The 22,263-nt window shown below is 46.8% G+C and carries 17 protein-coding genes; 16 read left to right on the top strand and 1 reads right to left on the bottom strand.

The window, feature by feature from the left end:
- Nucleotides 1-16 precede the first annotated feature (16 nt).
- From NXX38_RS00980 to NXX38_RS00935, 10 genes are all read left to right on the top strand, one after another.
- Nucleotides 17-1,159, top strand: coding sequence for a hypothetical protein (locus NXX38_RS00980; RefSeq protein WP_258978362.1), 1,143 nt, complete (start codon nucleotides 17-19; stop codon nucleotides 1,157-1,159).
- 242 nt (nucleotides 1,160-1,401) lie between these two features.
- Entirely contained in the window at nucleotides 1,402-3,792 is a 2,391-nt protein-coding gene (locus NXX38_RS00975) for a glycoside hydrolase family 3 N-terminal domain-containing protein (protein ID WP_258978361.1), read from the top strand.
- An 85-nt stretch (nucleotides 3,793-3,877) separates the two neighbouring features.
- Complete coding sequence (locus NXX38_RS00970) at nucleotides 3,878-4,660, top strand: glycoside hydrolase family 3 N-terminal domain-containing protein (protein WP_258978360.1); 783 nt, start codon at nucleotides 3,878-3,880, stop codon at nucleotides 4,658-4,660.
- Nucleotides 4,638-6,200 carry a glycoside hydrolase family 3 C-terminal domain-containing protein gene (locus NXX38_RS00965; protein WP_258978358.1) on the top strand — a complete coding sequence of 521 codons (1,563 nt, stop codon included), beginning with the start codon at nucleotides 4,638-4,640 and terminating at the stop codon, nucleotides 6,198-6,200. The genes NXX38_RS00970 and NXX38_RS00965 overlap by 23 nt, the downstream gene beginning before the upstream one ends.
- Before the next feature lie 25 nt (nucleotides 6,201-6,225).
- Nucleotides 6,226-7,641, top strand: coding sequence for a glycoside hydrolase family 5 protein (locus NXX38_RS00960; RefSeq protein ID WP_258978356.1), 1,416 nt, complete (start codon nucleotides 6,226-6,228; stop codon nucleotides 7,639-7,641).
- Nucleotides 7,642-7,743: 102 nt separating this feature from the next.
- Nucleotides 7,744-10,266, top strand: coding sequence for a glycoside hydrolase family 3 protein (locus tag NXX38_RS00955; RefSeq protein WP_258978355.1), 2,523 nt, complete (start codon nucleotides 7,744-7,746; stop codon nucleotides 10,264-10,266).
- Between the two features lie 251 nt (nucleotides 10,267-10,517).
- The gene (locus NXX38_RS00950) at nucleotides 10,518-11,939 is read left to right on the top strand and encodes a DUF1593 domain-containing protein (protein WP_258978354.1); all 1,422 of its coding nucleotides are present in this window, start codon (nucleotides 10,518-10,520) and stop codon (nucleotides 11,937-11,939) included.
- An 18-nt stretch (nucleotides 11,940-11,957) separates the two neighbouring features.
- Nucleotides 11,958-14,264 carry an alpha-L-rhamnosidase C-terminal domain-containing protein gene (locus NXX38_RS00945; protein ID WP_258978353.1) on the top strand — a complete coding sequence of 769 codons (2,307 nt, stop codon included), beginning with the start codon at nucleotides 11,958-11,960 and terminating at the stop codon, nucleotides 14,262-14,264.
- Nucleotides 14,265-15,054: 790 nt separating this feature from the next.
- Nucleotides 15,055-15,597, top strand: a complete 543-nt coding sequence (locus NXX38_RS00940; protein ID WP_258978352.1) for a hypothetical protein — start codon at nucleotides 15,055-15,057, stop codon at nucleotides 15,595-15,597.
- A 65-nt stretch (nucleotides 15,598-15,662) separates the two neighbouring features.
- Complete coding sequence (locus NXX38_RS00935; protein ID WP_258978351.1) at nucleotides 15,663-16,058, top strand: hypothetical protein; 396 nt, start codon at nucleotides 15,663-15,665, stop codon at nucleotides 16,056-16,058.
- Here NXX38_RS00935 and NXX38_RS00930 read toward each other — a convergent pair.
- On the bottom strand, nucleotides 15,985-16,671 hold the full coding sequence (locus NXX38_RS00930) for a M23 family metallopeptidase (RefSeq protein ID WP_258978349.1): 687 nt from the start codon (nucleotides 16,669-16,671) through the stop codon (nucleotides 15,985-15,987). The genes NXX38_RS00935 and NXX38_RS00930 overlap by 74 nt on opposite strands.
- 279 nt (nucleotides 16,672-16,950) lie before the next feature.
- Here NXX38_RS00930 and NXX38_RS00925 point away from each other — a divergent pair, with 279 nt between their 5' ends.
- Genes NXX38_RS00925 through NXX38_RS00900 form a run of 6 tightly spaced genes read left to right on the top strand, consistent with a single transcriptional unit; the run spans nucleotide 16,951 to nucleotide 22,262 of the window.
- Complete coding sequence (locus NXX38_RS00925; RefSeq protein ID WP_258978348.1) at nucleotides 16,951-17,715, top strand: DUF4099 domain-containing protein; 765 nt, start codon at nucleotides 16,951-16,953, stop codon at nucleotides 17,713-17,715.
- A gap of 5 nt (nucleotides 17,716-17,720) precedes the next feature.
- Nucleotides 17,721-17,945 carry a hypothetical protein gene (locus NXX38_RS00920; RefSeq protein WP_258978347.1) on the top strand — a complete coding sequence of 75 codons (225 nt, stop codon included), beginning with the start codon at nucleotides 17,721-17,723 and terminating at the stop codon, nucleotides 17,943-17,945.
- A 15-nt stretch (nucleotides 17,946-17,960) separates the two neighbouring features.
- Nucleotides 17,961-19,487, top strand: coding sequence for a hypothetical protein (locus NXX38_RS00915; RefSeq protein WP_258978346.1), 1,527 nt, complete (start codon nucleotides 17,961-17,963; stop codon nucleotides 19,485-19,487).
- Between the two features lie 24 nt (nucleotides 19,488-19,511).
- Nucleotides 19,512-21,095 carry a toprim domain-containing protein gene (locus tag NXX38_RS00910; RefSeq protein WP_258978345.1) on the top strand — a complete coding sequence of 528 codons (1,584 nt, stop codon included), beginning with the start codon at nucleotides 19,512-19,514 and terminating at the stop codon, nucleotides 21,093-21,095.
- Between the two features lie 2 nt (nucleotides 21,096-21,097).
- Nucleotides 21,098-21,592, top strand: coding sequence for a PH domain-containing protein (locus tag NXX38_RS00905; RefSeq protein ID WP_258978344.1), 495 nt, complete (start codon nucleotides 21,098-21,100; stop codon nucleotides 21,590-21,592).
- The gene (locus NXX38_RS00900) at nucleotides 21,573-22,262 is read left to right on the top strand and encodes a hypothetical protein (RefSeq protein ID WP_258978343.1); all 690 of its coding nucleotides are present in this window, start codon (nucleotides 21,573-21,575) and stop codon (nucleotides 22,260-22,262) included. The genes NXX38_RS00905 and NXX38_RS00900 overlap by 20 nt, the downstream gene beginning before the upstream one ends.
- The last annotated feature ends 1 nt before the right edge of the window (nucleotide 22,263 follow it).

Below are 22,263 nucleotides of genomic sequence, written 5' to 3'. Positions count from 1 at the left end.
TATTAAAAACATCATCATGAAAAACTTTTATAAATACATCAGTATAATCGCTGTGATGGGAGCATTCGTATCTTGCGACCCTATCACCGATACATATACCATAGACGATAGCACCATTTCCGCTGATGGGCTCCAGCTCAGTGTGGCTCCCAAGTTTGTAGATGGCAAAAATGGTAACATCATCGTTGTAGAAAACAATTCTCCGATACTCTCTGAGTGGAGTGTGGGCGAGTCTGTCGCACGCAAGGCGTATGCCGAGCTTTCGGTATCTTTCATTGGGCAGCATACCGTTAACTTCCGCGGACTGAATAGCAACGGACAGACATTTACTGAGACCTCGTTTACCGTAAAGGTAGATACCATCTCAACGATTCCGACCGATATAGCCAACCGACTGTGCATCGGTCAGGAGGGAGCTCCCACCTACTTTGGAACGACTATCGACATGGAAAAAATCGAGTTCTCCAACGAAGAGGATCTCGTTACCGTGAAGAACGGCAACCCCGTATTAACCGTGTGGAGCTGTGGCGGTGTCACTTCAGACAAGAATGTGGCTCAGATGCGACTGACGTGTGCTGGTGAGTTTCCCCTTTCAGCTACTTTTACCCTTGCCAACGGAGAGCAGGTAACAAAAGAACTGGGTACAGTCATTGTCAGGAATTTCAACCTCCCGCAGATAGTGCTCGACCTAGTGGGTGAGGATGGCGAGAAGACATGGACCTGGCAGGATAATAATTTCTATGGACTTGGCGGTTACAATACCAGCACTTATCCCGATTGGTTTGTCTTCGATACGCCCACGATGTCCATGATTGCCTCTTACATTGGTATGGCTGGTGAAGAGACGGGAAGCATGATACTCAATATCGACGGAAACTTCTCTGTAGCTCCTACAGGTCGCACCGGCACCTTCTCGTATGACTTCGATGACACAGTACCTAGCTGGTCTGTAGGCAAGCTCCATGTAAATGGCTCTATCCTCTTTGGATGGGCTTTCGATGGGAATACACAGGCGGTATCGTACCAACCTACGGATTTCTATATCGTAAAATGCGATGCCAATAATCTGGTACTAGCTGCATTATCCGAAGCCGGAGGATCCATTTATGACTATGCATCCTGTACCTTCTGGTGCTTCAAGCCAAAACCAACAGAGTGATGATAGTCCCAACTTGGTTTCATGCCTTGACACTCCTTGCCTCAGTATGAAACCAAGTCGGAAGTACCCGATAGTACATAATTTACAGTATATAAAATAAATAGGAGTTATCGCTCGCTCAAGCGGAAATGGATTCATTAAGCTGAAATAAAGGTATTTAGGTATTAGGCATAAACAGTAAGTGAGTCATTCTAAAGCCTGATGTGGGACGATAACCCCTCTAAAACATTTTTGACAATATAATGAAATACAATAAATTGATTGCTTTAACATGGGGAGCGTTGATTCTGGCTGGTTGTGCCTCTGATAATAAATTGGCATCCGTTTTCTTTCGACACAAGGCACTAAAAATTCCGTTATCAAATGAGTTTACCGAGAAGATAATTGATAACATATATCAACGCATGAGTATGGATGAACGTGCAGCCCAACTTCAGAGCATGTATCTGTCGGAACTTTTTGATGAAAACAATCAACTTGATACAGTCCGATGCTGTGAACTTATTCCTAACGGAATAGGACATTTTGCTCAGTATGCCAGCAATTCGTTAGATGGCCCCGAGGAGCTTCGCGATATGGTAAAACAAGCGCAGGAGTGGCTGGTAAAGAATACACCAACTGGAGTGCCAGCCTTATTTCATGAAGAAGTCATAACAGGTATTGCTGCAAAAGAAGCAACGGTTTACCCACAGCAAATTGGTTTGGCATGTTCGTTCAATACTGAACTGGCTGTAGAAAAAACTCGTCAAACTGCTACCAGCATGCGAAAAATTGGAGGTATGCTTTCGTTGTCACCTATGGTGGATGTGGTTCGGAATCCATATTTCAACCGTTTGGAGGAATCGTATGGCGAAGACGCTTATCTAAGTGCTGCTATGGGTTCTGCTTTTGTTGAAGGTTTGCAATACGGAGGGATGAAAAGTGGAGTGGCGGCATGTTCAAAACATTTTTTGGGCTATGGTGGCGGATGCAATACCGACAGAAAAAAAGAACTTTTTGAAGAAATACTCTTGCCTCACGAGACAATGATTCGAACTAAGGGTAGTAAAGTGATAATGACCGGTTATCACTACTTTCATGGTGTGAAAGCTGTTGCCAATAAATATCTTATGCAGGATATTTTGCGTAATTATCTCGGATTTGACGGCATAACAGTAAGTGACTATGGTTCGATTAACCAGATTGACACAGAAGAAGATGCGTTGCACCGCGGAGTGGCTGCCATAAATGCTGGGAACGATGTGGAATTTCAAAACCGTGACAATTATCAATACCTTCCCGAAGCAATAAAGCAAGGACTTGTTAGTGAGGCGACATTCGAAGACGCTGTCAAACGAGTTTTGAGGTTAAAAGCTGCTGTGGGCCTGTTTGATGAAAATCCGACATTCTGTGCAGAAGGCGATATCGAATTCGACACCGCCGAGGAGCGTCAAACAGCTTATGAACTTGCCACACAATCAGTAGTACTTCTTAAGAATGATAACGTCCTCCCTATCGAACATCCTAGGAAGATAGCTCTTGTGGGACCTAATGCCAACACAATGTGGGCTATGCTTGGTGATTACACATATCAAGGTTTGCACTATTTTTGGCGAGGCATTAATACTGGAAACACAAACAATCAGATTATAACTTTGAAAGAAGGTCTGGAAAAAAAACTACCAGATGGATGCACTGTGAACTATTCCTGTGGTGTGGATTGGGTTGAAAAAACTGAGACATCCATTTCAAAAGGCGGGGATGATCGTGCAATATGGCTCGATAAGAATCGTCATATAGCCCGTGATGAGAAAATAGATGCTAAAGAGGCGCTTTCGTTAGCTGCCAATAGCGACATAATCATTGCCGCAATGGGGGAGAACACTTTACTATGCGGAGAAAATCGAGACCGTGGAAGTTTACGGTTACCAGGAAAACAGGAGGAATTTGTCAGACAATTAATAGTTACAGGTAAGCCTGTTGTATTGGTTATGTTCGGTGGGCGTGCACAGGTTATTGGCGACCTTGCGGATAAATGTGCAGCCGTGATTCAGGCGTGGTACCCCGGTGAAGAAGGGGGTAATGCTTTAGCCGATATTATTTATGGTAATGTTGCGCCGTCAGGAAAGTTGAGTGTGAGTTATCCAAAAGTAGAACTTAACGAAAACATCTGCTATAATTATTCCAATACTCCTGATGAGCGTATTCAATATCACTTCGGGTACGGACTGAATTACACTACTTTTGATTATTCAGACTTAGTAGTTGACAAATCAGTTTTCACGACTGATGAATTATTCAATATTTCCTTCAATGTGACTAATACCGGGTCGCGCGAAGGTGATGAAATCGTACAGATATATATATCACCTACTTCAGCAAGTCAACCATTGAAACCCATTAAACTCGCCGGATTTGGTCGAGTATCACTTAAACCGGGCGAAACTAAAAAAATTGACTTCATCATGTCACCGCAACAATTGGGTTATTATAATGATGGAATATGGACTATAAAAAAGGGTGATTTCATTATAAAAGTTGGTGCAGCATCAAACGATATTCGCCTTACCGACAGTATCTGTCTCATCGGTGATGCTCACACTATGCCCTTGCGCACAGTTTACTTTTCGGAGATGAAAAAGATTAATAATTAATAATCTTACCGATCGTTGACAAAGCCTGATGTGGAGTGATGAATCCTCTACAATTTTGGAACTCTAAATATAAATTTAAGTAAATATGATGAAATATAACAAATTGATTGCTTTAGCATGTGGAGTATTGACTCTGACCAGTTATACTCCGCCCCCTTCCGCTGATGGAGAGATGGATGCGTTTATCGATGACCTGATGGCGAAGATGACGCTCACGGAAAAGGTAGGACAGTTGAATCTCCTAGCGGTGCCTTCGTTTGTATCGGGCAACGCATCTGACGATAACGACAGCCGCGAACAACTCATAATCGATGGTAAACTTGGCGCCATGTATGGCAGCTATGTGGCAGAAGACCTGTTGGCAGCACAGAAACTGGCAGTAGAGAAGAGTCGCCTGGGCATTCCGCTTATGTTCGGCTACGATGTTATTCATGGTTTGCAGACGGTGCAGCCTATACCGCTGGCTATGTCCACCTCGTGGAATCCGGAACTGATAGAGCGGGGAGCCCGCGCTGCTTCCCTTGAGGCTACGGCTTCCGGCATCAACTGGGTCTTTTCGCCGATGCTGGATATCTGCCGAGATGCCCGTTGGGGACGCATTGCTGAGACATTTGGAGAAGACCCTTTTCTGTGCGGTGAACTTGGTAAGGCAATGGTACGCGGTTATCAGGGTACCGACCTTGTCGACAACACCACGGTCATGGCCTGCGTGAAGCACTATGCGCTCTACGGAGCGGTGGAGAGTGGCCGCGACTACAACATTGTGAACATGGGACGCCAGGAGGCTCTTAACGGATTTCTTCCGCCTTATCGCGAATCTGCCTACGAGGGTGCAGGCAGCTTCCATGGCCTCGTTCAACGATTTTGAGGGCATCCCTGCACACGTCAACCGCTACCTGCTCAACGACCTGTTGCGCGAGGAATGGGGATTCAAGGGATTCATCACTTCCGACTATGAGGGCATTAACGAATGTGTGAACCACGGCATAGGCGATATTGAGGAAGTTACCGCACTGGCCATAGAGGCTTCGGTGGATATGGATCTCAACGGAAGTGCCTATATGGACAATCTGGAGAACTTGGTCAAGCAGGGACGTTTATCGGAAAAAGATATTGAGGTGGCCTGTCGCCGGGTGTTGGAAGCCAAATACAAGCTGGGACTCTTTGAAGACCCCTATCGCTATCTGGACCTACAGCGTTACCAATGCGAGATTCACACCGATGAGTCGCGTCAGCTCAGCCGTGAGATAGCCAGAGAATGTCAAGTGTTGCTCAAGAATAAGGGCAATGTGCTGCCCCTCTCCAAATCGGCCAGGATTGCCCTGGTGGGTCCGTTTGCGGTGGCAGCCAAAGAGATGCAGGGCAGTTGGTCCTTCTCCAGGTTTGCCGATGGCTGTGTAACTTTTTTGGAAGGTATGCAGGAAGCTGTGGCAGGCCATGGCGGTTCGGCTACATACGCCGAAGGCTGTTGGGTGCTTGAAGACAAGCAACTGGAGCAGGATATGGTCAACCAATATCTGGGCGCTTACAAGCCAGGACAGGTCATCAAACCTGTGCATACCCGTCCAAACGAGCAACTCGTGGCAGAGGCTGTGGCCCTGGCCCGCCGGAGCGATGTGGTGGTGGCTGCCTTGGGTGAGTTGAACAACATGAACGGCGAAGGCGTGTCGCGTTCCGACATTACCCTGGGGCTCCCGCAGGTAGAACTTCTCAAGGCACTGAAGGCTACCGGCAAGCCGGTAATTCTCATTCTGACCGCCGGCCGGCCGCTGGCGCTCACCGAAACCGAACCGCTGGCTGATGCTATACTTTATACATGGTCGTTGGGCGATCAGGCAGGTCGTGCCATGGCCGATGTGGTCTTTGGTGATGTCAATCCGAGTGCACGTCTGACCACCTCTTTCCCGCGCAACGTGGGTCAGTGTCCCATCTACTATAACCACAAGAACACGGGGCGTCCGCATCAAGATGGTGCAGCCTATTCTCGCTTCACCAGCAACTATCTCGACTGCATTCACGGGCCACTCTATGCTTTTGGACACGGATTGAGCTACACTACCTTCGAATACAGCGACATCACACTATCAACCAATGAGATGACTGTCGATGGTCAGGTGAAGGCTTCGGTGACAGTGACCAACACCGGCAAACGGGATGGTATGGAGGTGGTACAACTCTATGTAAAGGACATCTATGCCACCTGTTCGCGCCCGGTGAAGGAGCTGAAAGGTTTCGAGAAAATCAGCCTCAAAGCCGGCGAGAGCAAGACCGTATCGTTTGAGATTGGCCGCAAGCAACTGGAATACTACAATCATGCGTTGCAACTGACGGTAGAGCCGGGCGACTTCGAGATAATGATTGGGCATGACAGTCAACATGTAAACAAAGCAAAACTGACTGTAAATTGAAAATTAACACTAAAAAAATATAATCATGAAAAAAAGACTTTTCTTACTCCTCTCGGTAGCGTTGCTGGTTGGCTGCGCCACTGGCAAAACCCAAAAACCATCGTTTACCGGCACTTGGTATGCCACACAGTACGGTTGTCGCAGCGTAGTCCACTTCAACGAAGACAGCACCATCACCATTAGCAGCGAGGCCAACTCTGCTGCCAACATGACCGTGGGCTATGTAGTTTCCCCCCAGGCTGATGGCTGTCACTTCGACCTCCGGATGGGTATGGAGAATCGCGGTATTGCCCTCTTCGATGGCGCAGACCATCTGCAGATTGGTATCGTGTTTGGTCCGGAACAGTATGCTCCCCGTCCGCAGAAGTATGAAGATGCCAATTCGGCACATGGAAATCTGATGCTGGATCTTTATCGGGATCCCACCAAGGTAATCTCCGTACTCGACACCAAGGTAAAGGCTCCGGCCGAAGCGGCTATTCCCTTCGAACGAAATAAACGTCTGGGCAGAGGACTCAACATGAATGGATATGTGGATGCCAATCCCGTAGATGGCAACGATGCCCCCATGACGGAAGCTGATTTTCGGGGCATTGCCGAAGCCGGATTCCAAAGCGTGCGTATCCCTACGACTTGGGTGAAGCACTGCGCCAAGGAGGCTCCCTATACCATTGATGCAGACTTCTTCCAAAAGATGGATTGGACCATCGAGCAGTGCCTGAAGAACAACATCGCCGTCTCTATTGACCAACACTACTACCCGGCCATCAATATGGGCGAAGACGACCCCGAACTCACCTGGGAGCAGAATCTCGACCGAATTAAGTCGCTATGGACACAGATTGCCGAGCATTACAAGGATTATCCCAACGACATGCTCTTCTTTGACTTGTTAAACGAACCCAACATGCGCCTTGGAGCCGATGGTGTGAACAAACTGCATGCCGAGCTCATTGCCATCATCCGACGGACCAACCCGGGCCGTACACTGATTATAGGCACTCCCAATCTGGGACAGACTTGGACACTGGGCGAACTGAAATTCCCGGAAAACGAATGGAATATCATCGTTCAGGGTCACTACTACCTGCCTCATACCTTCACCCATCAGAATCTAGAGTATGTGGCGAGTGCTATGGTAGGACATCAGGTAGAGTGGCACGGAACCGAAAATGAGAAGGCGCCTATTATTCGCGACCTCGACTTCTGCCAACGCTGGAGCGAACAGAGCGGTCGTCCGCTCAACATCGGCGAATACGGTGTCTGCCTCAAGGCCGACCAGCAATCGATGAACCGCTACTTCTCCTTCATGCAAGAGCAGTTCCAGCTGCGCGGATTCAGCAGCCATATCTGGGCATACCGCGGGCTGTTCGGCCTCTATGATCTCCAGACAAAGACATGGAATCAGGAAAGTATCCAGGCACTGACCGGAAATGAGTGAAACTGTAGAGACGCAAGCCTTGCGTCTCTACAGCCTGAATTAAATCGAAACAATAAAAATATGAATTAATTATGAACATCTACTTAAAAATTATTCATCCCAATGAAATATTTATTTAGCCTCCTTTTCTTGCTGGCTTACGGGAGCACTGTGGCGCAACAGCCGCCCGTAATGCCACGTGATGCCGCCATAGAAGCCAAGATAGAGAAACAGTTGGAGCAGATGAGCCTCGATGAGAAAATCGGGCAGATGGTGGAACTGGAGATAGGCATGATTACCTATCGAGACCCGCGTTACGTCGTGGAGAAGCTTGCCCGGATGTCGGAGCAGGAACTTGCCGACACCTTACACCGCTTTGGGCTCGACAAGCAGCACAATGCCACCCAGTTGGCACTGAAAACTCCCGAAGATAAGCAAAACAGGGAAAAGCTGATGGGACTCTACTGGGTGTCCAACGACATCCAAGCGAAGCTCCCTTTCCGGTTAGACGAGGCAGCGCTCGACTCCGTAGTGGGCAAATATAAAGTTGGCTCCATTCTCAATGCGCCACAAACTACCGCCCAGACCCCTGCTGTGTGGAATCAGGTGGTAAAGACCATTCAGGATATGTCAATAAAACATCTCGGCATCCCCACCGTGTATGGTCTCGACCAGATGCATGGCACCACCTACTCCGCCGGTGGCACGCTTTTCCCGGGTGCCATCAACATGGCGGCCACTTTCAACCGCGACCTTGTATATAAGATGGGCGAAATAGTGGCCTACGAGACTCGTGCCTGTAATGTACCCTGGATTTACGGCCCGTGTATTGACCTCGGCAGAATGCAAGCCTGGAGCCGGCAGTATGAATCATTTGGCGAAGATGTATTCCTCTCCGGCGAGATAGGGGCAGCTGCTCTTCGCGGCATGCAAGGTGATAATCCTAACCATATCGATGCATACCACGTGGCAGGCTGCCTGAAGCATTACTTTGCCTACGGAGCACCATACAACGGACTGGATCGTTCACCGGCCAGATTGAGCTACGAGGAACTGCGCGAGAAGCAGTTTGCACCCTTTTTGCGGGGAATCCGGGAAGGAGCCTTAAGCATCATGACCAACAGTTCCAACGTGAATGGCGTGAAGGGCACGGTCAACCGGGAATTTATCACCGGCTGGCTCAAGGAGGGGCTTGGCTGGGACGGAATGGTGGTAACCGACTGGGGAGACATCGATGGAGCCGTTACCAGCGACCGCGTGGCCCCTACTGCCAAGGAGGCAATCCGGCTAGCTATCAATGCCGGTGTAGATATGATGATGGTTCCCTCGCAATTCACTTACAACGGCTTACTCAAAGAACTGGTAGAAGAGGGCAGCGTCAGCATGGAACGCATTGACGATGCCGTGCGACGCATCCTGCGCCTGAAACACCGGGTGGGACTTTTCGAACAGCCTAACACCTTTGTTGTAAATTATCCCAAATTCGGTAGTGAGGAGTTTGCGGCATACAGCCGGCAGGCCGCACTGGAATCCATCGTTTTGCTGAAGAACGACTCTGTAGATAGTCAAAGCCGCTTGTTGCCTGTAAAGCAAGGCACCCGGCTGCTGGTATGTGGACCTAATGCCAACAGCATGCGTACACTTAACGGCGGCTGGAGCTATACCTGGCAGGGCGACGGTGCCGACCGCGAGGAATTTACCGGGCACTTCAACACCATCTATGAAGCCCTGCGGAACAAGTTCGGAAGCGAGCAGGTGACGTTGGTAGAGGGCGTGAGTTACGACTCGAAACGCTGGGCAATGGATCATGCCGATAATATCGCCGATGCCGTGGCAGCTGCTGCCGACAACGACTATGTGATAGTGTGCATCGGAGAGAATACCTACGCTGAGACCCGGGGCAACATTGCCGATATCAATCTCAGTACCAATCAGAAAAACCTGGTGAAGGCACTGGCTGCTACGGGCAAGCCCATCCTCCTGGTGCTGAACGAGTCGCGCGGACGCGCCATCAGCGACATCGAACCTTTGGCAAAGGCCATAGTACACACCATGCTGCCTGGCAATTATGGAGGAGATGCGCTGGCCGAACTCCTGGCGGGCAACGAAAACTTCTCCGGCCGTCTGCCATATACCTACAGCGCTCAGCCGAATGCTATGGTCAACTACGATTATAAGGCGAGCGAAGTGCGCGAGACCATCAGCGGTGTATACGACTATAATGCCAAGACCTACGAACAGTGGTGGTTTGGAGCCGGTATGAGCTATACCACCTATACCTACAGCAATCTCCGTGCCGATAAGAATCGTTTCACGAAAGACGATGTGCTCACTTTAACAGTCGATGTAAAGAACACAGGCGCCATGGCGGGCAAGGAAACAGTGATGCTCTATACTTCCGATCTCTATGCTTCGCTCATGCCCGATAATCGCCGCCTGCGTGGGTTCGAGAAGATTGCACTCGCCCCGGGTGAAAGCAAAACGGTAACCTTCCGCATCAAGGCAAGTGACCTCGCCTTTGTGGGAACCGACAAGAAGTGGACACTCGAAGCCGGCGAATTCAATATCGCCTGCGGAGACCAGTCGGTGAACATCCATTGCACGGAAGACTATACCTGGGAAGAAGAAAATATACCTGATAACTGATGAATATGAAGAAGAGCCTTTTCGTTTTATTTTTTCTTTGCCTGGTACTATCCTGTGGTGCAGCTGTATGGCCGGCTATATGGATTGGTTGCCACGCAGAAAAATTGGGCGCAACCACCATGACCTTTACTTGGCAAGGGGGCATTTAGAAATATAGAGAAAAAGCACGATACAGACCGTGTAAGTTAATAAAACCGGCAGTCTGAAATTTCAGTTGGTTAATAGTGTTTTTTAATAAAAAGTAGGATATCATGCAAACTAAGATGTTGATAAAGATTATTCTTTTTTTGTTTTTGATATGTGGTGAATATTCGTTTCTATTCGGACAGGAAAAACCACGTGTCATTGTCCTGACCGATATTAACAATGAACCGGATGATGAAGAATCTCTGGTTAGATTTCTGGTTTATTCCAATGAATACAACGTAGAGGGACTAGTCGCTACCACCTCGTGTTGGTTGCGAAAAAATACCAGAGAAGATTTAATAAGGCGACAACTTGATGCTTATGAAAAAGTTCGTGAAAACCTTCTTAAGCATAGTATAGGTTTTCCAGAAGCAGACGATTTACGACGGAAAACATGTACAGGTCAGCAGCTTTTTGGTCTTAATGACACGGGTGCCGGAAAATCGACAGCAGGATCCAGTCTTATATTTAAGAATTTTATTCGTGAAGATACCCGCCCTTTGTGGATTCTATTATGGGGAGGAGCCAATACGCTTGCACAGGCCTTAATTGATTTGCGCAATCAATATCCCGACAGCCAAATTGAAAGCATACTCAGTAATGTTAGGATATACTCCATTTCCGATCAGGACGATGCAGGACCATGGATAAGGCATGAATTCCCTTCCTTATTTTATATTGTTGATCCCTCAAATCCTGATTCTCAAACTTATTACTCGGCCACCTGGAATGGCATCTCAGGTGATCGAAACGGTTTAAATGGGCCCATGTACAAATTTGAGTTGGTGGAACATCCGTGGTTGGAAACTCATATTATGAAAAATCACGGTTCGCTCGGTGCTTGCTATCGTAAGGTTGAGATTATTATGGAAGGCGATTCACCTTCATTTTTAGGATTAATCAATAATGGCCTTGGCTGGGAGCAAAGTCCAGACTTTGGAGGATGGGGAGGAAGATATAAACTGTATAGACCCTATGGAGAGAGCCGGCCAATTTGGACAAGTAATAGCCATAGTCGGGACAAGGTGGAATACGAACCTGGGAAAATCTACATGTCAAATGGTGCCACTATTTGGCGTTGGCGTGAACACTACCAACATGATTTTGCCGCCCGGATGGATTGGTGTATTGCCGATTCTTATCATAAAGCCAATCACAATCCCATAGCTATTCTCAATGGAGATTCCACAAAATCGGTGGTTCACATTTCAGTGGACAAGGAACCATCTATTGAATTATCGGCATGCGGAAGCTATGATCCAGATATAGACCAAATAGACACCCGGTGGTGGATATATCCGGAAGCGGGAACAATAAAAAACGCATCATTAACACAAATGGTGGGTGAAACGACGAAAGTAGTGTTACCGGAAAACATTAAGAGCGGAACCTTGCATGTTATTCTTGAAATAAAAGATTCTGGAGAACCAACTTTATGGAGTTATAGAAGAGCTATTATTTCAGTGGGTAACAATCAAAATAAATGAAATTATACCTGATAACTGATGAATATGAAGAAGAGCCTCTTTATTTTATTTTTTCTTTGCCTGACATTATCCTGTGGTGCGGCTGTATGGCCGGCTGTATGGATTGGTTGCCACACAGAAAAATCGAGCGCGGATCTGTGTGTCGCCTATTTTCGTAAAAGTGTGCGGTTGGACACGGTGCCTGAACAGCATCTGTTACGCGTATCGGCAGACAACAGATATAAACTTTTTGTCAATGGTGTATTTGTTTCTCTGGGACCGGCGCGCAGCGATCTCAGTAACTGGAATTACGAGACGGTGGATATCGCACCCTATCTTCGCCAAGGGAAAAACACCCTGGCAGCCTTGGTCTGGAACTATGGCGAGAAGCGTCCGATGGCACAAATGGGAACCAACGACATTGCTCTATTGGTATGTGCCGACGGAGCAGACCCGGTGTTCAACACCGATTGGAATTGGCAGGTGCTCACAGGCGAATCCTACTCATCGTTCGACGACTTTGTAGTCCCTGGCTACTATGCGGCCGACCGCGGTGAGCGGTTTGATGCTAACGACTACCCCTGGGGATGGCAGACAGAACAGGAAACCCCCGGATTCAAGTGGAAGCAGGCCCGATACCTGGATGCAGCAGTCGACAAGGGCACACGCGATCGTGGAGGTCGCCTCCTTGTGCCTCGCTCCATACCGCAGATGGAGATGCGTGAAGTGTCGGCAGGGGATATCAGTTTGCCACTGACCGTTGCTCCACATACACGAACGTCAGTATTGATAGATCGCGACTCGCTCACCACCGCATATTTCCACCTGACCACTTCAGGCGGTAAGGGAGCTAGTGTGGAAGTATGTTACGCTGAGGCACTGTTCAATCCCGATATGCCCGACATCTGGCATGCCACCAAACCACATCGTGATGAGACAACAGGCAAAGCTATGATGGGAGTGAAGGACCAATTCCTGATGGATGGCGGTATGCATCGACAAACGACTACACTTTGGTGGCGTACCTGGCGTTATCTGGAACTGACGGTGGAAACAGCCGACGAAGCACTAACTATCGAACGCCTGGGAGCCACCTTCACGGCCTATCCGCTAAAGAAGGAGAGCCACCTGCGCGCAAGTCAGGAACTAGAACAAATAGAGAAGATAGGCTGGCGCACCGCACGCCTCTGTGCCAACGAAACCTATATGGACTGCCCCTATTACGAACAACTTCAATATTTTGGCGACACCCGGATTCAGGCCATGCTCACCCTGTACAACACCCGCGACACGCTCCTGCCCCGGCACGCCATCGAGCAGGGACGCATGTCGATGACCGCCGACGGACTGACACAAAGCCGCTACCCTTCGGTCTCGCCACAAATGATATCCTCCTATTCGCTCAGTTGGATAGGTATGCTCTACGACTACTGGATGATGCGCGACGGGCATCAGTGGCTCCGTCAATACCTGCCCGCCTCCCGCCACATCATAGGTTGCTATGAGAGATACCTGCGAGCCGACAAGAGTCTGGCGCGTATGCCTCATTGGTTCTTCGCCGATTGGGCCACGGGTTTCGACTATGGAGAACCTAACTACAGTCAAGACGGCAGCTCTGCCTATCAGGATCTGGTATTTGTTATGGCACTACGCGAACAGGCCGCTATGGAAAAATCTTTCGGCTTAGAGGTATTGGGAGACTATTACCACGATTTGGCCCGGCAGATAACCGCTGCCGTCAGGACCAAATACTGGAACAGCGCGCGCGGATTGTTGGCCGATACTCCTGAACAAAACGTCTATTCGCAACATGTGAATGCTCTGGCCATACTGACTGAAGTGCTCGATGATCATGAAGCGCAGGAGGTGTGCCAAAAGATGCTCGACGACACGACACTCATCCAAGCCACTTTCTATTTCCGCTATTTCGTACAGCAAGCCATGGACAAGGCTGGCATGGCCAACCGCCTGCTCGATACCCTACAGCCATGGCGAGACCAGCTTGCCATCGGGCTCACCACTTGGGCAGAGACTCCCGAACCGTCGCGCTCTGACTGCCATGCCTGGAGCGCCCATCTCAATATCGAGTTCTATCGTATGTTGTTGGGCATTCACTCTGCCGCTCCGGGGTTTGCCAAAGTTCGTCTGACTCCTGCTCTTGGTCACCTGTCGGAGGCATCAGGCTCCATACCCCATCCGTTGGGTAGCATCTCTGTAGCGTACCGAAAGACGGGCCATGCCTTGCATGCCCGGATTGTGCTTCCAGAAGGAGTCCACGCTACCCTTGAGTGGAAAAATCAATGCATGGAAGTAGACCATTCGCAGGAGTTAGTTATTGCAGAATAAAAAACTTATTTATGTTTTATCAAAACCTCAATACGTTCGAATGAAAAAAATACCAAGATAACTTCTGAGCGGATGGCTATGGGCTATTCGCTCATTTTTTTTACCGGACAGTAATGGATGAATTGGACCGAAAAAATGTGCTGTCTTTCCCTTCAAATACAAAGAAAAAAATGTTGAGAAAAATATTCAATATTGACTAAACCAAAAAAATCAGTATATATTCTCCTGGCCGTCTTGTTTTTTTGCTCAAAAAATCATTTTCATGAGATTATTTGAAGAAATAGATAACGTTTTATTTCTCTCATTATTTTGATTGTTTTAGTTGTTTTCTTTTACGATAAAAACATGAATTTACGTACACACAAAACAGTATATGCTGTATAATTTCTGTTTTTGCATTGGATTAGTGTTGCGTATAACCTATTATACCTTAAGAAGCCAGTTTATAAAACACAATTGCTAATAAGTTTTTGTGGATAAACAAATACCATCACAATAATTATTAACGAATTAAATTAAAAACAATGAAACGAAAAAAAATGATTCTCAGCTTGAGGATAAATACCAACAAAATCTATTAAGGCAAAAAAATGCTGGATTAAATAAGTCTGATAAAGGGAGAGATGAATTGTGGATGTTTTACAAAACCGCTCATGAACTATACCAGTCCGAGGTAATTGGATACGGTAAGTTGTATAATCGTTATGTCAGTGATTTCCTAAATAGCCATATGTATACCGACCGTGTTGATGCAGCAGGGATGAATGAACATAGAAAAAACTTTCACATCATGGAAGAGCTTTTGATCATTCGTAAAGATTTAGTACAGAGATATTTTACAAAAGAAAAGCTATGTGATTTAGATTATTCAATTATGCACCATGAGTTTAATACAATTCCACCGTCTCCCGATTCTAAAGTATCTATTGTTTCAGATTTACTCCCAGTCGCGTTTACTTCCAAACCGGATTTTCAATGCTATTTTAATTCCGCAAAAATAAGTCTCATTACGCATATTGCGAATGAAGCTCATCTGTTTTTCCCCGATGTGTCAGAGGCAGAGGTGAAAGCTCTCTTTGCCTGTTGCTTGGAACATCCTTTGAAGTCAGCCTGTAATCGTAGAGTTGCTTTTTTCTTTGATGCCCTGTGTGAACACAAACTCATCACAACACGGTGGCAACATGTTATAGACAAGAACGGACTTATTCTATCATCAGCAAAGAATGTTCTTCTTAATAATAGTAAACTATCTACGGCATTAAATGAGGCTAAGCAACACGGTGGATGCGCGTACAGAACCATTGAATTACATGTGCAAGAAATAGCAGAATGATTTTTAAATGGACTTGTATATTTACAAAAAAACAGCTACCTTTACGTGATAAATCTTCAACCTATATGTCGTACATACTTCTTATTCTTGTTGCCTATTTCCTGTTGCGAATAGTCGGAAAGATGCTTCGACATTTCATGTCACCATCCAATGCCAGCTTTTGGCTATTGATATTGGGGTTGCTCTTTATCCCTAATTGTGCATGGCTTAGCGTGGCAATCATTGTCGGGCGTTATGTTGTTGCACCTATCATACGCCATCTGCCTAAAGAAAAGGACAATGATTATTACCGAAAGAAAGGGAGTGGAAGCGATGACGCCAACTGGAATACCCTTATAATGCTGGCTATTCCTATCTTTTGGCCGTTCCTGATCTTGAAGGTATTTGTTAAGGATAAGACTCTGCCGAATGACAATCGACCGTTTGATTATGAGCAGCATGAGAAGAGCAATCGGCGATAGCCTTATCTCTGGTTTCTTTAATAAAATCCAACAGAGTATTAGGATTGATGAATTCATCATTGTACTTGACCGACAAATGTAGATGCTCTCCTGTTGACTTGCCAGTATTACCTGTGATAGCAACTACTTCGCCTGGCTTCACTATTGTATTCTTTTTTACCAAAGCTTTAGAAAGGTGGCAGTAACTGACGGTATAGTTGCCATGGCGTATGGTAATATAATTGCCCGAACGACTATCATGCCCCACCTTTGTAACTTCCCCCTTCATCATCGCATAGACCTTGTTGCTCCTTGTGTGAAAATCCATGCCATTGTGAAACTTCTGCTTGCCGGTGAATGGGTCATGTCGCCAGCCATAAGGAGAATCGACAACCAATTTATCTAGCGGATAAGATACACTCAGATACCGCTGTATCCTTTCATCCAGACCTTCCGCTTTTGATTTCCCTACTTTAGTAGAGGAATCACTCTTACTGACCTCCTCAGTTTCGGGGAGGTTTTGCTGTATCTGTTGTACCTTCCACGAAGCCGGCTGTTTGCTTACCGTGTAGAATTGCGCCTGAAGGCAGAAGCAGTTCTGAAAGAGCATGAATATTGTTAGTAGTGATTTCATTTGGTAAAAGTATATCTCACCTCTGTGAACTATGACCTAATACTCATTTAAACAATCGTTCTTTAACATCCTGTAGGTAATCATACTGTGTTTTTATACTCAGGACAATTATTCTGTATCGTATGTTCATTTCTTCTTTTGAGTATGATTACAGGTCTGATTTTAATCCACAATACTAAATAAGTCGAAATTCAGAGAGATAAAAGAGAATGCACCATTTATCGCACCATCCACCATCTATTTTCGCCCAATAATTTATTTATTAAACACATAGGAACTATGAACAGACGCAGATTCTCGGACGCGGAGATACCTTACGCTATTCTTCGGAAATTCGGTCTTACTCAAGAAATGATTGGCGACCTGCCTACCCATACGCTGTCACAGATTGCGGAAGGCTACCGCTCTCCTGTATTGCCTATAGAGTATACAGATGAGCAAGGGAATACCTATAAAAGCCGAACCCGCTTTTCTCTGTATCGAACGGAAGATAACCGAGTGGATGTATTATTCTATCCACAACTGCAACAAGCCCAACTTGAGAAATTCAGTGTTGAGAACAGAAGCAAGTTGCAGTCTGACAAGGCAATTATTGATAGACTGTCCACCGCTGACGGCAAAGAGATGCAAGCCTTTCTACAGATTGACAAAGGCACGCAACAAATTCTCTATGTGCCCACTCCGGTAATCGGCAGAAATCTTCAGGTCATCGCCGATGAATTTCACCTGAGCAATGCTGAAATTATCTGCCTGCGCAATGGTGATCCGTTGACTATCCTGACTGGTGATGACACCATCACCGTGGGTGTTGACCTGAATGAGTCTACCGGCATCCGCATCTGTACAGGTGACCAACGCAAATGGAGTGCGGAGATGAAGAAGGATTGGGAGAAATACAACTACGGATGCTTCGGGTGCTGGACAATGGACGAAGAGGGTAACCTGGACTACACTCCGGAAGAAGTGTACACCGATGAGATGTGGGAAGAGATGAAACGAAAAGGCGAAAGCCGCAAATCACAAGTTGCTACTCCTAAACTATAAGAACGATGGCAAAAGAGAAATACTATACAGAAGAAGAGCTGGTGGAGAAAGTTCAAAAAGGAGAATTTGGCTGGCTTGATTACGTCAATCACCACTCACGTGAGTGGAAACAGGAATATACGGTGTATTGCAAATCCAGAGGACTATCCATCAATGAAAATACGGCACAGGCCTATATCGAGCTGAAACAACAGCAATTGGAGGAAGCCTTGGAAAACGGAGATGCTTAAACAAACGATCAGCAGATGACAATCAGAAAGAATACCAACTCTATTCCACTGGATTTGCCAGTGGAACTGCAAGACATTCTTATCCGGAATGGAATGCGTGCGCATATCACGGGAAGCAGCAACGGATTCAGCCTGACCGTGCAAGGTCATGATTCACCCGTACTGACTTATCCGATCAGCGAGAAGCAACTTATGGCACTGACCGATGGGGGGACCAACTTCACCAACAAACGGAGTTACAACACCTTTGCCAGTATTGTGGCAGCGGACTTCGATATACCCAAAGATTTCGTTCACGCACGAAATGCCAACGGTCGTGTAGCGATGGGGGTGCATGGTTACCGTATCGGTGCGGGAGAATACGGACGGGCGGGCATCCCCCGGCATTTCCTTGCTTGGGGAGAGCGATTTCTTGGCTGGACTCCCCGACAACAGGAAGGATTCCACTTACGGCGTATCGGAGGGAACTTGTACTATCCCGGTGCTCCTATGGTACCGGAACGTCCCGATGGACGCATGAAACCCGGAGAACTACAGAGTGGCGGTTACGGATTCTACTATAAAGGTCAGCAGACGGCTCCGGTGGCCGGGCAGGATGTGCTGAAAGACTTGCAGAGTGTGATTACTCCCATACAGGCAAGCAACCGAAGTGCGGAAGCAGCGAAACCTTATAAGGAGCTTATCGCTTCACCCGTGTACTTCACGAATGAGAAGTGGCAGGAATGCTTGGGCAGCCACGGCATTATTGTCGATGCACAGGCTAAGAAACTGACTATACAGTCTACGGCCACACAAGCCGACTTTCAATATGACTTGACCGATGAGGAAGTGAAGACACTCACCCATAATTCCATTAAAGAAGCACCTGTAGAAAAACGAATGGGTATGCTCAATGAGATTATCAAGGAGGACTTCAACGGAGCTATTACATTGGAGTTGCTCAGCAGCAACAAATCCATTGATATACCCTTGCAATCGGCTGTTCAGAGAGGCTTGAACTATCAGCTACAGATGATGGAAGGGAAAGAGAGACGGCCGGGGGCAAGTGTGGAAGACGGTATGAAAATGGGGGTTGGCTGGTTCAGGGAAGGTCAGCATGGTAGGGAGGTAACTGTGGATGCAATACGGGTGGAGCCGATAACAGAAGGCAAATACAAGATGACCGCTGTCATTGACGGGGAAACCGTCAGCCATGAGATCAGCCAAAAACAGTATGATAAGTTTATGGCCATAGACGACTTTCACCGTATGAAACTCTTTTCGAAAATCTTCGGGGAGGTGGAACTAAAAAGCCGAGGTGACGGCGTAGCACTGGGAACCAAGATAGGAGCCGCATTTCTGGCAGGCGCAACGTTACTGGGAGAACTCGGAAGAGGATTTCATGACCGAGCTTGTCCGGATGTGTTTATGGAGCATCACGGACACAGGCCGGAAGCGAGAACCTATTTCAAGCCCGGAGTAGATACACCGATGGATGTGGCCGCACGGAACTATGAGGCGGCGGTCAATACGGAGATGATGCAGCGGTCAATACGGAGATGAATGTAAACAAATAAAAACATCCTTATGGCAGAACTGAATTACGAAGATTTTAAGAGGCGCATCAACATACAGGATTTGTTGATAGATGCCGGTTACAGTCTTAACAGGCGCGATGGATTACGCTATCCATCCTACGTAAGGATGGGAAGTGACGGAAAACGTGTACGTGGCGACAAGTTCATAGTCACAGGCAACGGACTATGCTGTTTCCAGCCACCGGAACAGAAGAACTACAATGTCATCTCGTTTATCAAAGAACATCCGCATTTCTTTTCGGAATATACTTCGGGTATGAACACGGACCGATTGGTCAATCTCGTATGTAACCGATTGCTTAATCATCCGGTTGACAGGCGATCTTCAATCGTGACAGATAGAGAACGCTCGAAAAAGACTTTTGACCTGAAGGAATATGAACGGTTGGAGTTCCGTGGAGATGATTGGAATAGTCAAAAAGCTTTTTATCCCTATTTCAAGTCAAGAGGAATTACTCTTGATACCCAGCGTGCGTTTAGCAATCATTTCTTTATTACTATGAGAGAAACTTCTAATGGTAAGACTTATGCCAATCTGTCCTTCCCTTTGCGAAAGCCCAATGATTTGGAAACCATTGTGGGGCTGGAAGAACGGGGCCGTGCCAAGGCTGAAGGTAAGACTATCTATAAAGGAATGGCCGCCGGAAGTAATGCTACGGAAGGTTTGTGGATCGCTTGTCCGTCAGGAGAAGTATTGGATAAAGCGAAAGATGTGTATTGGTTTGAGAGCGCATACGATGCGATGGCTTTTTATCAGATTACTAAGAATGAACTGAATAATGATAAAAACCGGGATTCGGAAAAAGAACTGTCACTGCTTGACAAGTCTGTGTTTGCAAGTACCGGAGGCAATCCGAGCATTCACCAATTCAAAGGAATGATAGCAGAAACACCTGAAGCAAATCACCACTTGTGTTTTGACAGAGACCGTGCCGGGCAGATGTTCGCCATCAATTTTGCATTGACCAAAGCAGGAAAGACATTCAACACACATGTTACGCCGAAAGGTAAGCTGATAGTGGTAGAAACCACTGATAAATATCAGCAGCATGAACTAAATCCGGAACTGTTTGAGTTTGACCGATTATTGAAAATACTGGGTGCAGATGCTCAAACACAGCGGAGTGAAATGACGGAATACATGGAGAGCTTACGGAATAAAGAGGATATTTTTTCCGGAGAAGAATATCTGTTGCCACCTGATTTATTGAAAGCATACGAGAGATACGAGAGTGCCTGTGAAGAATATCATTCTGCAAAGTATAGTGGATTGGTCTGTCAAGAGGATTTAGAAGATATCGGTGATGAGCTAAGGACTTCGTATCAAGCGTACAAAGCATCTATGAAAGATGCTGTATCTCAATATGAATCAGTCAGAGGAACCATCTATCAGCCGTGTGAAAAAGAATATAAGGACTGGAACGACCAATTGCTGGGCAAAAGGATAGCAGCAGAGGAAGACAATGCTATTGACAAGGCTTCGGAAAACAATGTCGCAGCCGGAAATAGGTCGAAAGAAAGAGATGAAGAAAATAACAAGGAAGAAGAAAGAACCTACCATTTCCATAGATAACCATGAGAGAAGGAACCGTAATAAGATTCAGAACGCTATTTCTGCAACCTCACTGGTTGCAATTCATTATCAATGAGTTGCCAAAAATACTGCTTACCGGCAGTTGCCTGATTGTAGCTGGTGTGGATGCCATGCCGTTTGCCAACCTGATTTTAGTTGCGGCGGTACTTCTTGCTCTGCGTCTGCTATATGCTTTTGTCTATCTGCGACGGATGGAATACCGTATCAATGGAGAGCAACTTATTATTGAATATGGGGTATTCACGAGAAAGAGTGACTATCTGGAACTCTACCGCATCGTGGACTTCAATGAACACCGTACCCTTCCGCAACAAATATGCGGATTGAAATCCGTCACTATCTATTCGGGTGACAGAAGCAGTCCCAAACTGGTCATTACCGGATTGAAAAATGATCTTGATTTAGTATCGCTCATCCGTGAACGAGTGGAATTTAACAAACAAAGAAAGGGCATCTATGAAATTACAAATCGCTAGTCTGATGGTGTGTCTCCTGTTTGGCGTTCAGGAAATCAAGGCGCAATATGTGCAAACCAATCCCTTGGAATGGGTCGCTCTTGCCGAAGGGAACGAAGCGATCAACAGCCAGGTGCAGTCACAGACGGAAGGTCAGATGAAAACTGCCATACTACAGAATACCATTGCCGCTGAATTTAACAAGATACACGAATGGGAGCGCAAATACAGTAGCTATTTGCAAACGGCCAGTGGCTATGCTTCTTCGCTGAAAGCGGCTTCTACGCTGTATGAAGATGGCGTGAGAATCTTTATTACGCTTGGTAAACTACACAATGCCATCAATAACAATGCACAAGGGTTAGTGGCTACTATTCCTATGAACAGCCTGTATATCGAAACCGCTACGGAACTGGTGACGGTCTATACGTTGCTGAGAAATGCAGTGGCGACAGGTGGTAAACAGAATATGCTGACAGGAGCGGAACGTAGTGAGACGATGTGGGCATTGTCAGATAAATTGGGAACATTCCATAAGAAACTGAACCGGCTGTATCTGAGCATCCGCTATTACACGATGACGGATGTGTGGAACAATGCGACAGCCGGAATGCTGGATCGCACACCCGGAGAAGTGGCGGTCATGGCATTGAGGCGATGGAAACGGGCGGCGAAAGCCATCCATGATTAAC

The organism is Bacteroides sp. BFG-637 (genome assembly GCF_024793605.1).
Lineage (GTDB): Bacteria > Bacteroidota > Bacteroidia > Bacteroidales > Bacteroidaceae > Bacteroides > Bacteroides vicugnae.
This window is presented reverse-complemented; position numbering and strand designations above follow the sequence as displayed.

Bases quoted from the DNA above. Each gene is read 5' to 3' on its own strand.
- NXX38_RS00945 (WP_258978353.1), top strand. From the start codon at position 11,958: ATGAATATGAAGAAGAGCCTCTTTATTTTATTTTTTCTTTGCCTGACA.
- NXX38_RS00935 (WP_258978351.1), top strand. From the start codon at position 15,663: ATGTCGTACATACTTCTTATTCTTGTTGCCTATTTCCTGTTGCGAATA.
- NXX38_RS00950 (WP_258978354.1), top strand. From the start codon at position 10,518: ATGCAAACTAAGATGTTGATAAAGATTATTCTTTTTTTGTTTTTGATA.
- NXX38_RS00930 (WP_258978349.1), bottom strand. From the start codon at position 16,671: ATGAAATCACTACTAACAATATTCATGCTCTTTCAGAACTGCTTCTGC.
- NXX38_RS00960 (WP_258978356.1), top strand. From the start codon at position 6,226: ATGAAAAAAAGACTTTTCTTACTCCTCTCGGTAGCGTTGCTGGTTGGC.
- NXX38_RS00900 (WP_258978343.1), top strand. From the start codon at position 21,573: ATGAAATTACAAATCGCTAGTCTGATGGTGTGTCTCCTGTTTGGCGTT.
- NXX38_RS00975 (WP_258978361.1), top strand. From the start codon at position 1,402: ATGAAATACAATAAATTGATTGCTTTAACATGGGGAGCGTTGATTCTG.
- NXX38_RS00965 (WP_258978358.1), top strand. From the start codon at position 4,638: ATGGCCTCGTTCAACGATTTTGAGGGCATCCCTGCACACGTCAACCGC.
- NXX38_RS00980 (WP_258978362.1), top strand. From the start codon at position 17: ATGAAAAACTTTTATAAATACATCAGTATAATCGCTGTGATGGGAGCA.
- NXX38_RS00910 (WP_258978345.1), top strand. From the start codon at position 19,512: ATGGCAGAACTGAATTACGAAGATTTTAAGAGGCGCATCAACATACAG.
- NXX38_RS00905 (WP_258978344.1), top strand. From the start codon at position 21,098: ATGAGAGAAGGAACCGTAATAAGATTCAGAACGCTATTTCTGCAACCT.
- NXX38_RS00915 (WP_258978346.1), top strand. From the start codon at position 17,961: ATGACAATCAGAAAGAATACCAACTCTATTCCACTGGATTTGCCAGTG.
- NXX38_RS00940 (WP_258978352.1), top strand. From the start codon at position 15,055: ATGGAAGAGCTTTTGATCATTCGTAAAGATTTAGTACAGAGATATTTT.
- NXX38_RS00955 (WP_258978355.1), top strand. From the start codon at position 7,744: ATGAAATATTTATTTAGCCTCCTTTTCTTGCTGGCTTACGGGAGCACT.
- NXX38_RS00925 (WP_258978348.1), top strand. From the start codon at position 16,951: ATGAACAGACGCAGATTCTCGGACGCGGAGATACCTTACGCTATTCTT.
- NXX38_RS00970 (WP_258978360.1), top strand. From the start codon at position 3,878: ATGATGAAATATAACAAATTGATTGCTTTAGCATGTGGAGTATTGACT.
- NXX38_RS00920 (WP_258978347.1), top strand. From the start codon at position 17,721: ATGGCAAAAGAGAAATACTATACAGAAGAAGAGCTGGTGGAGAAAGTT.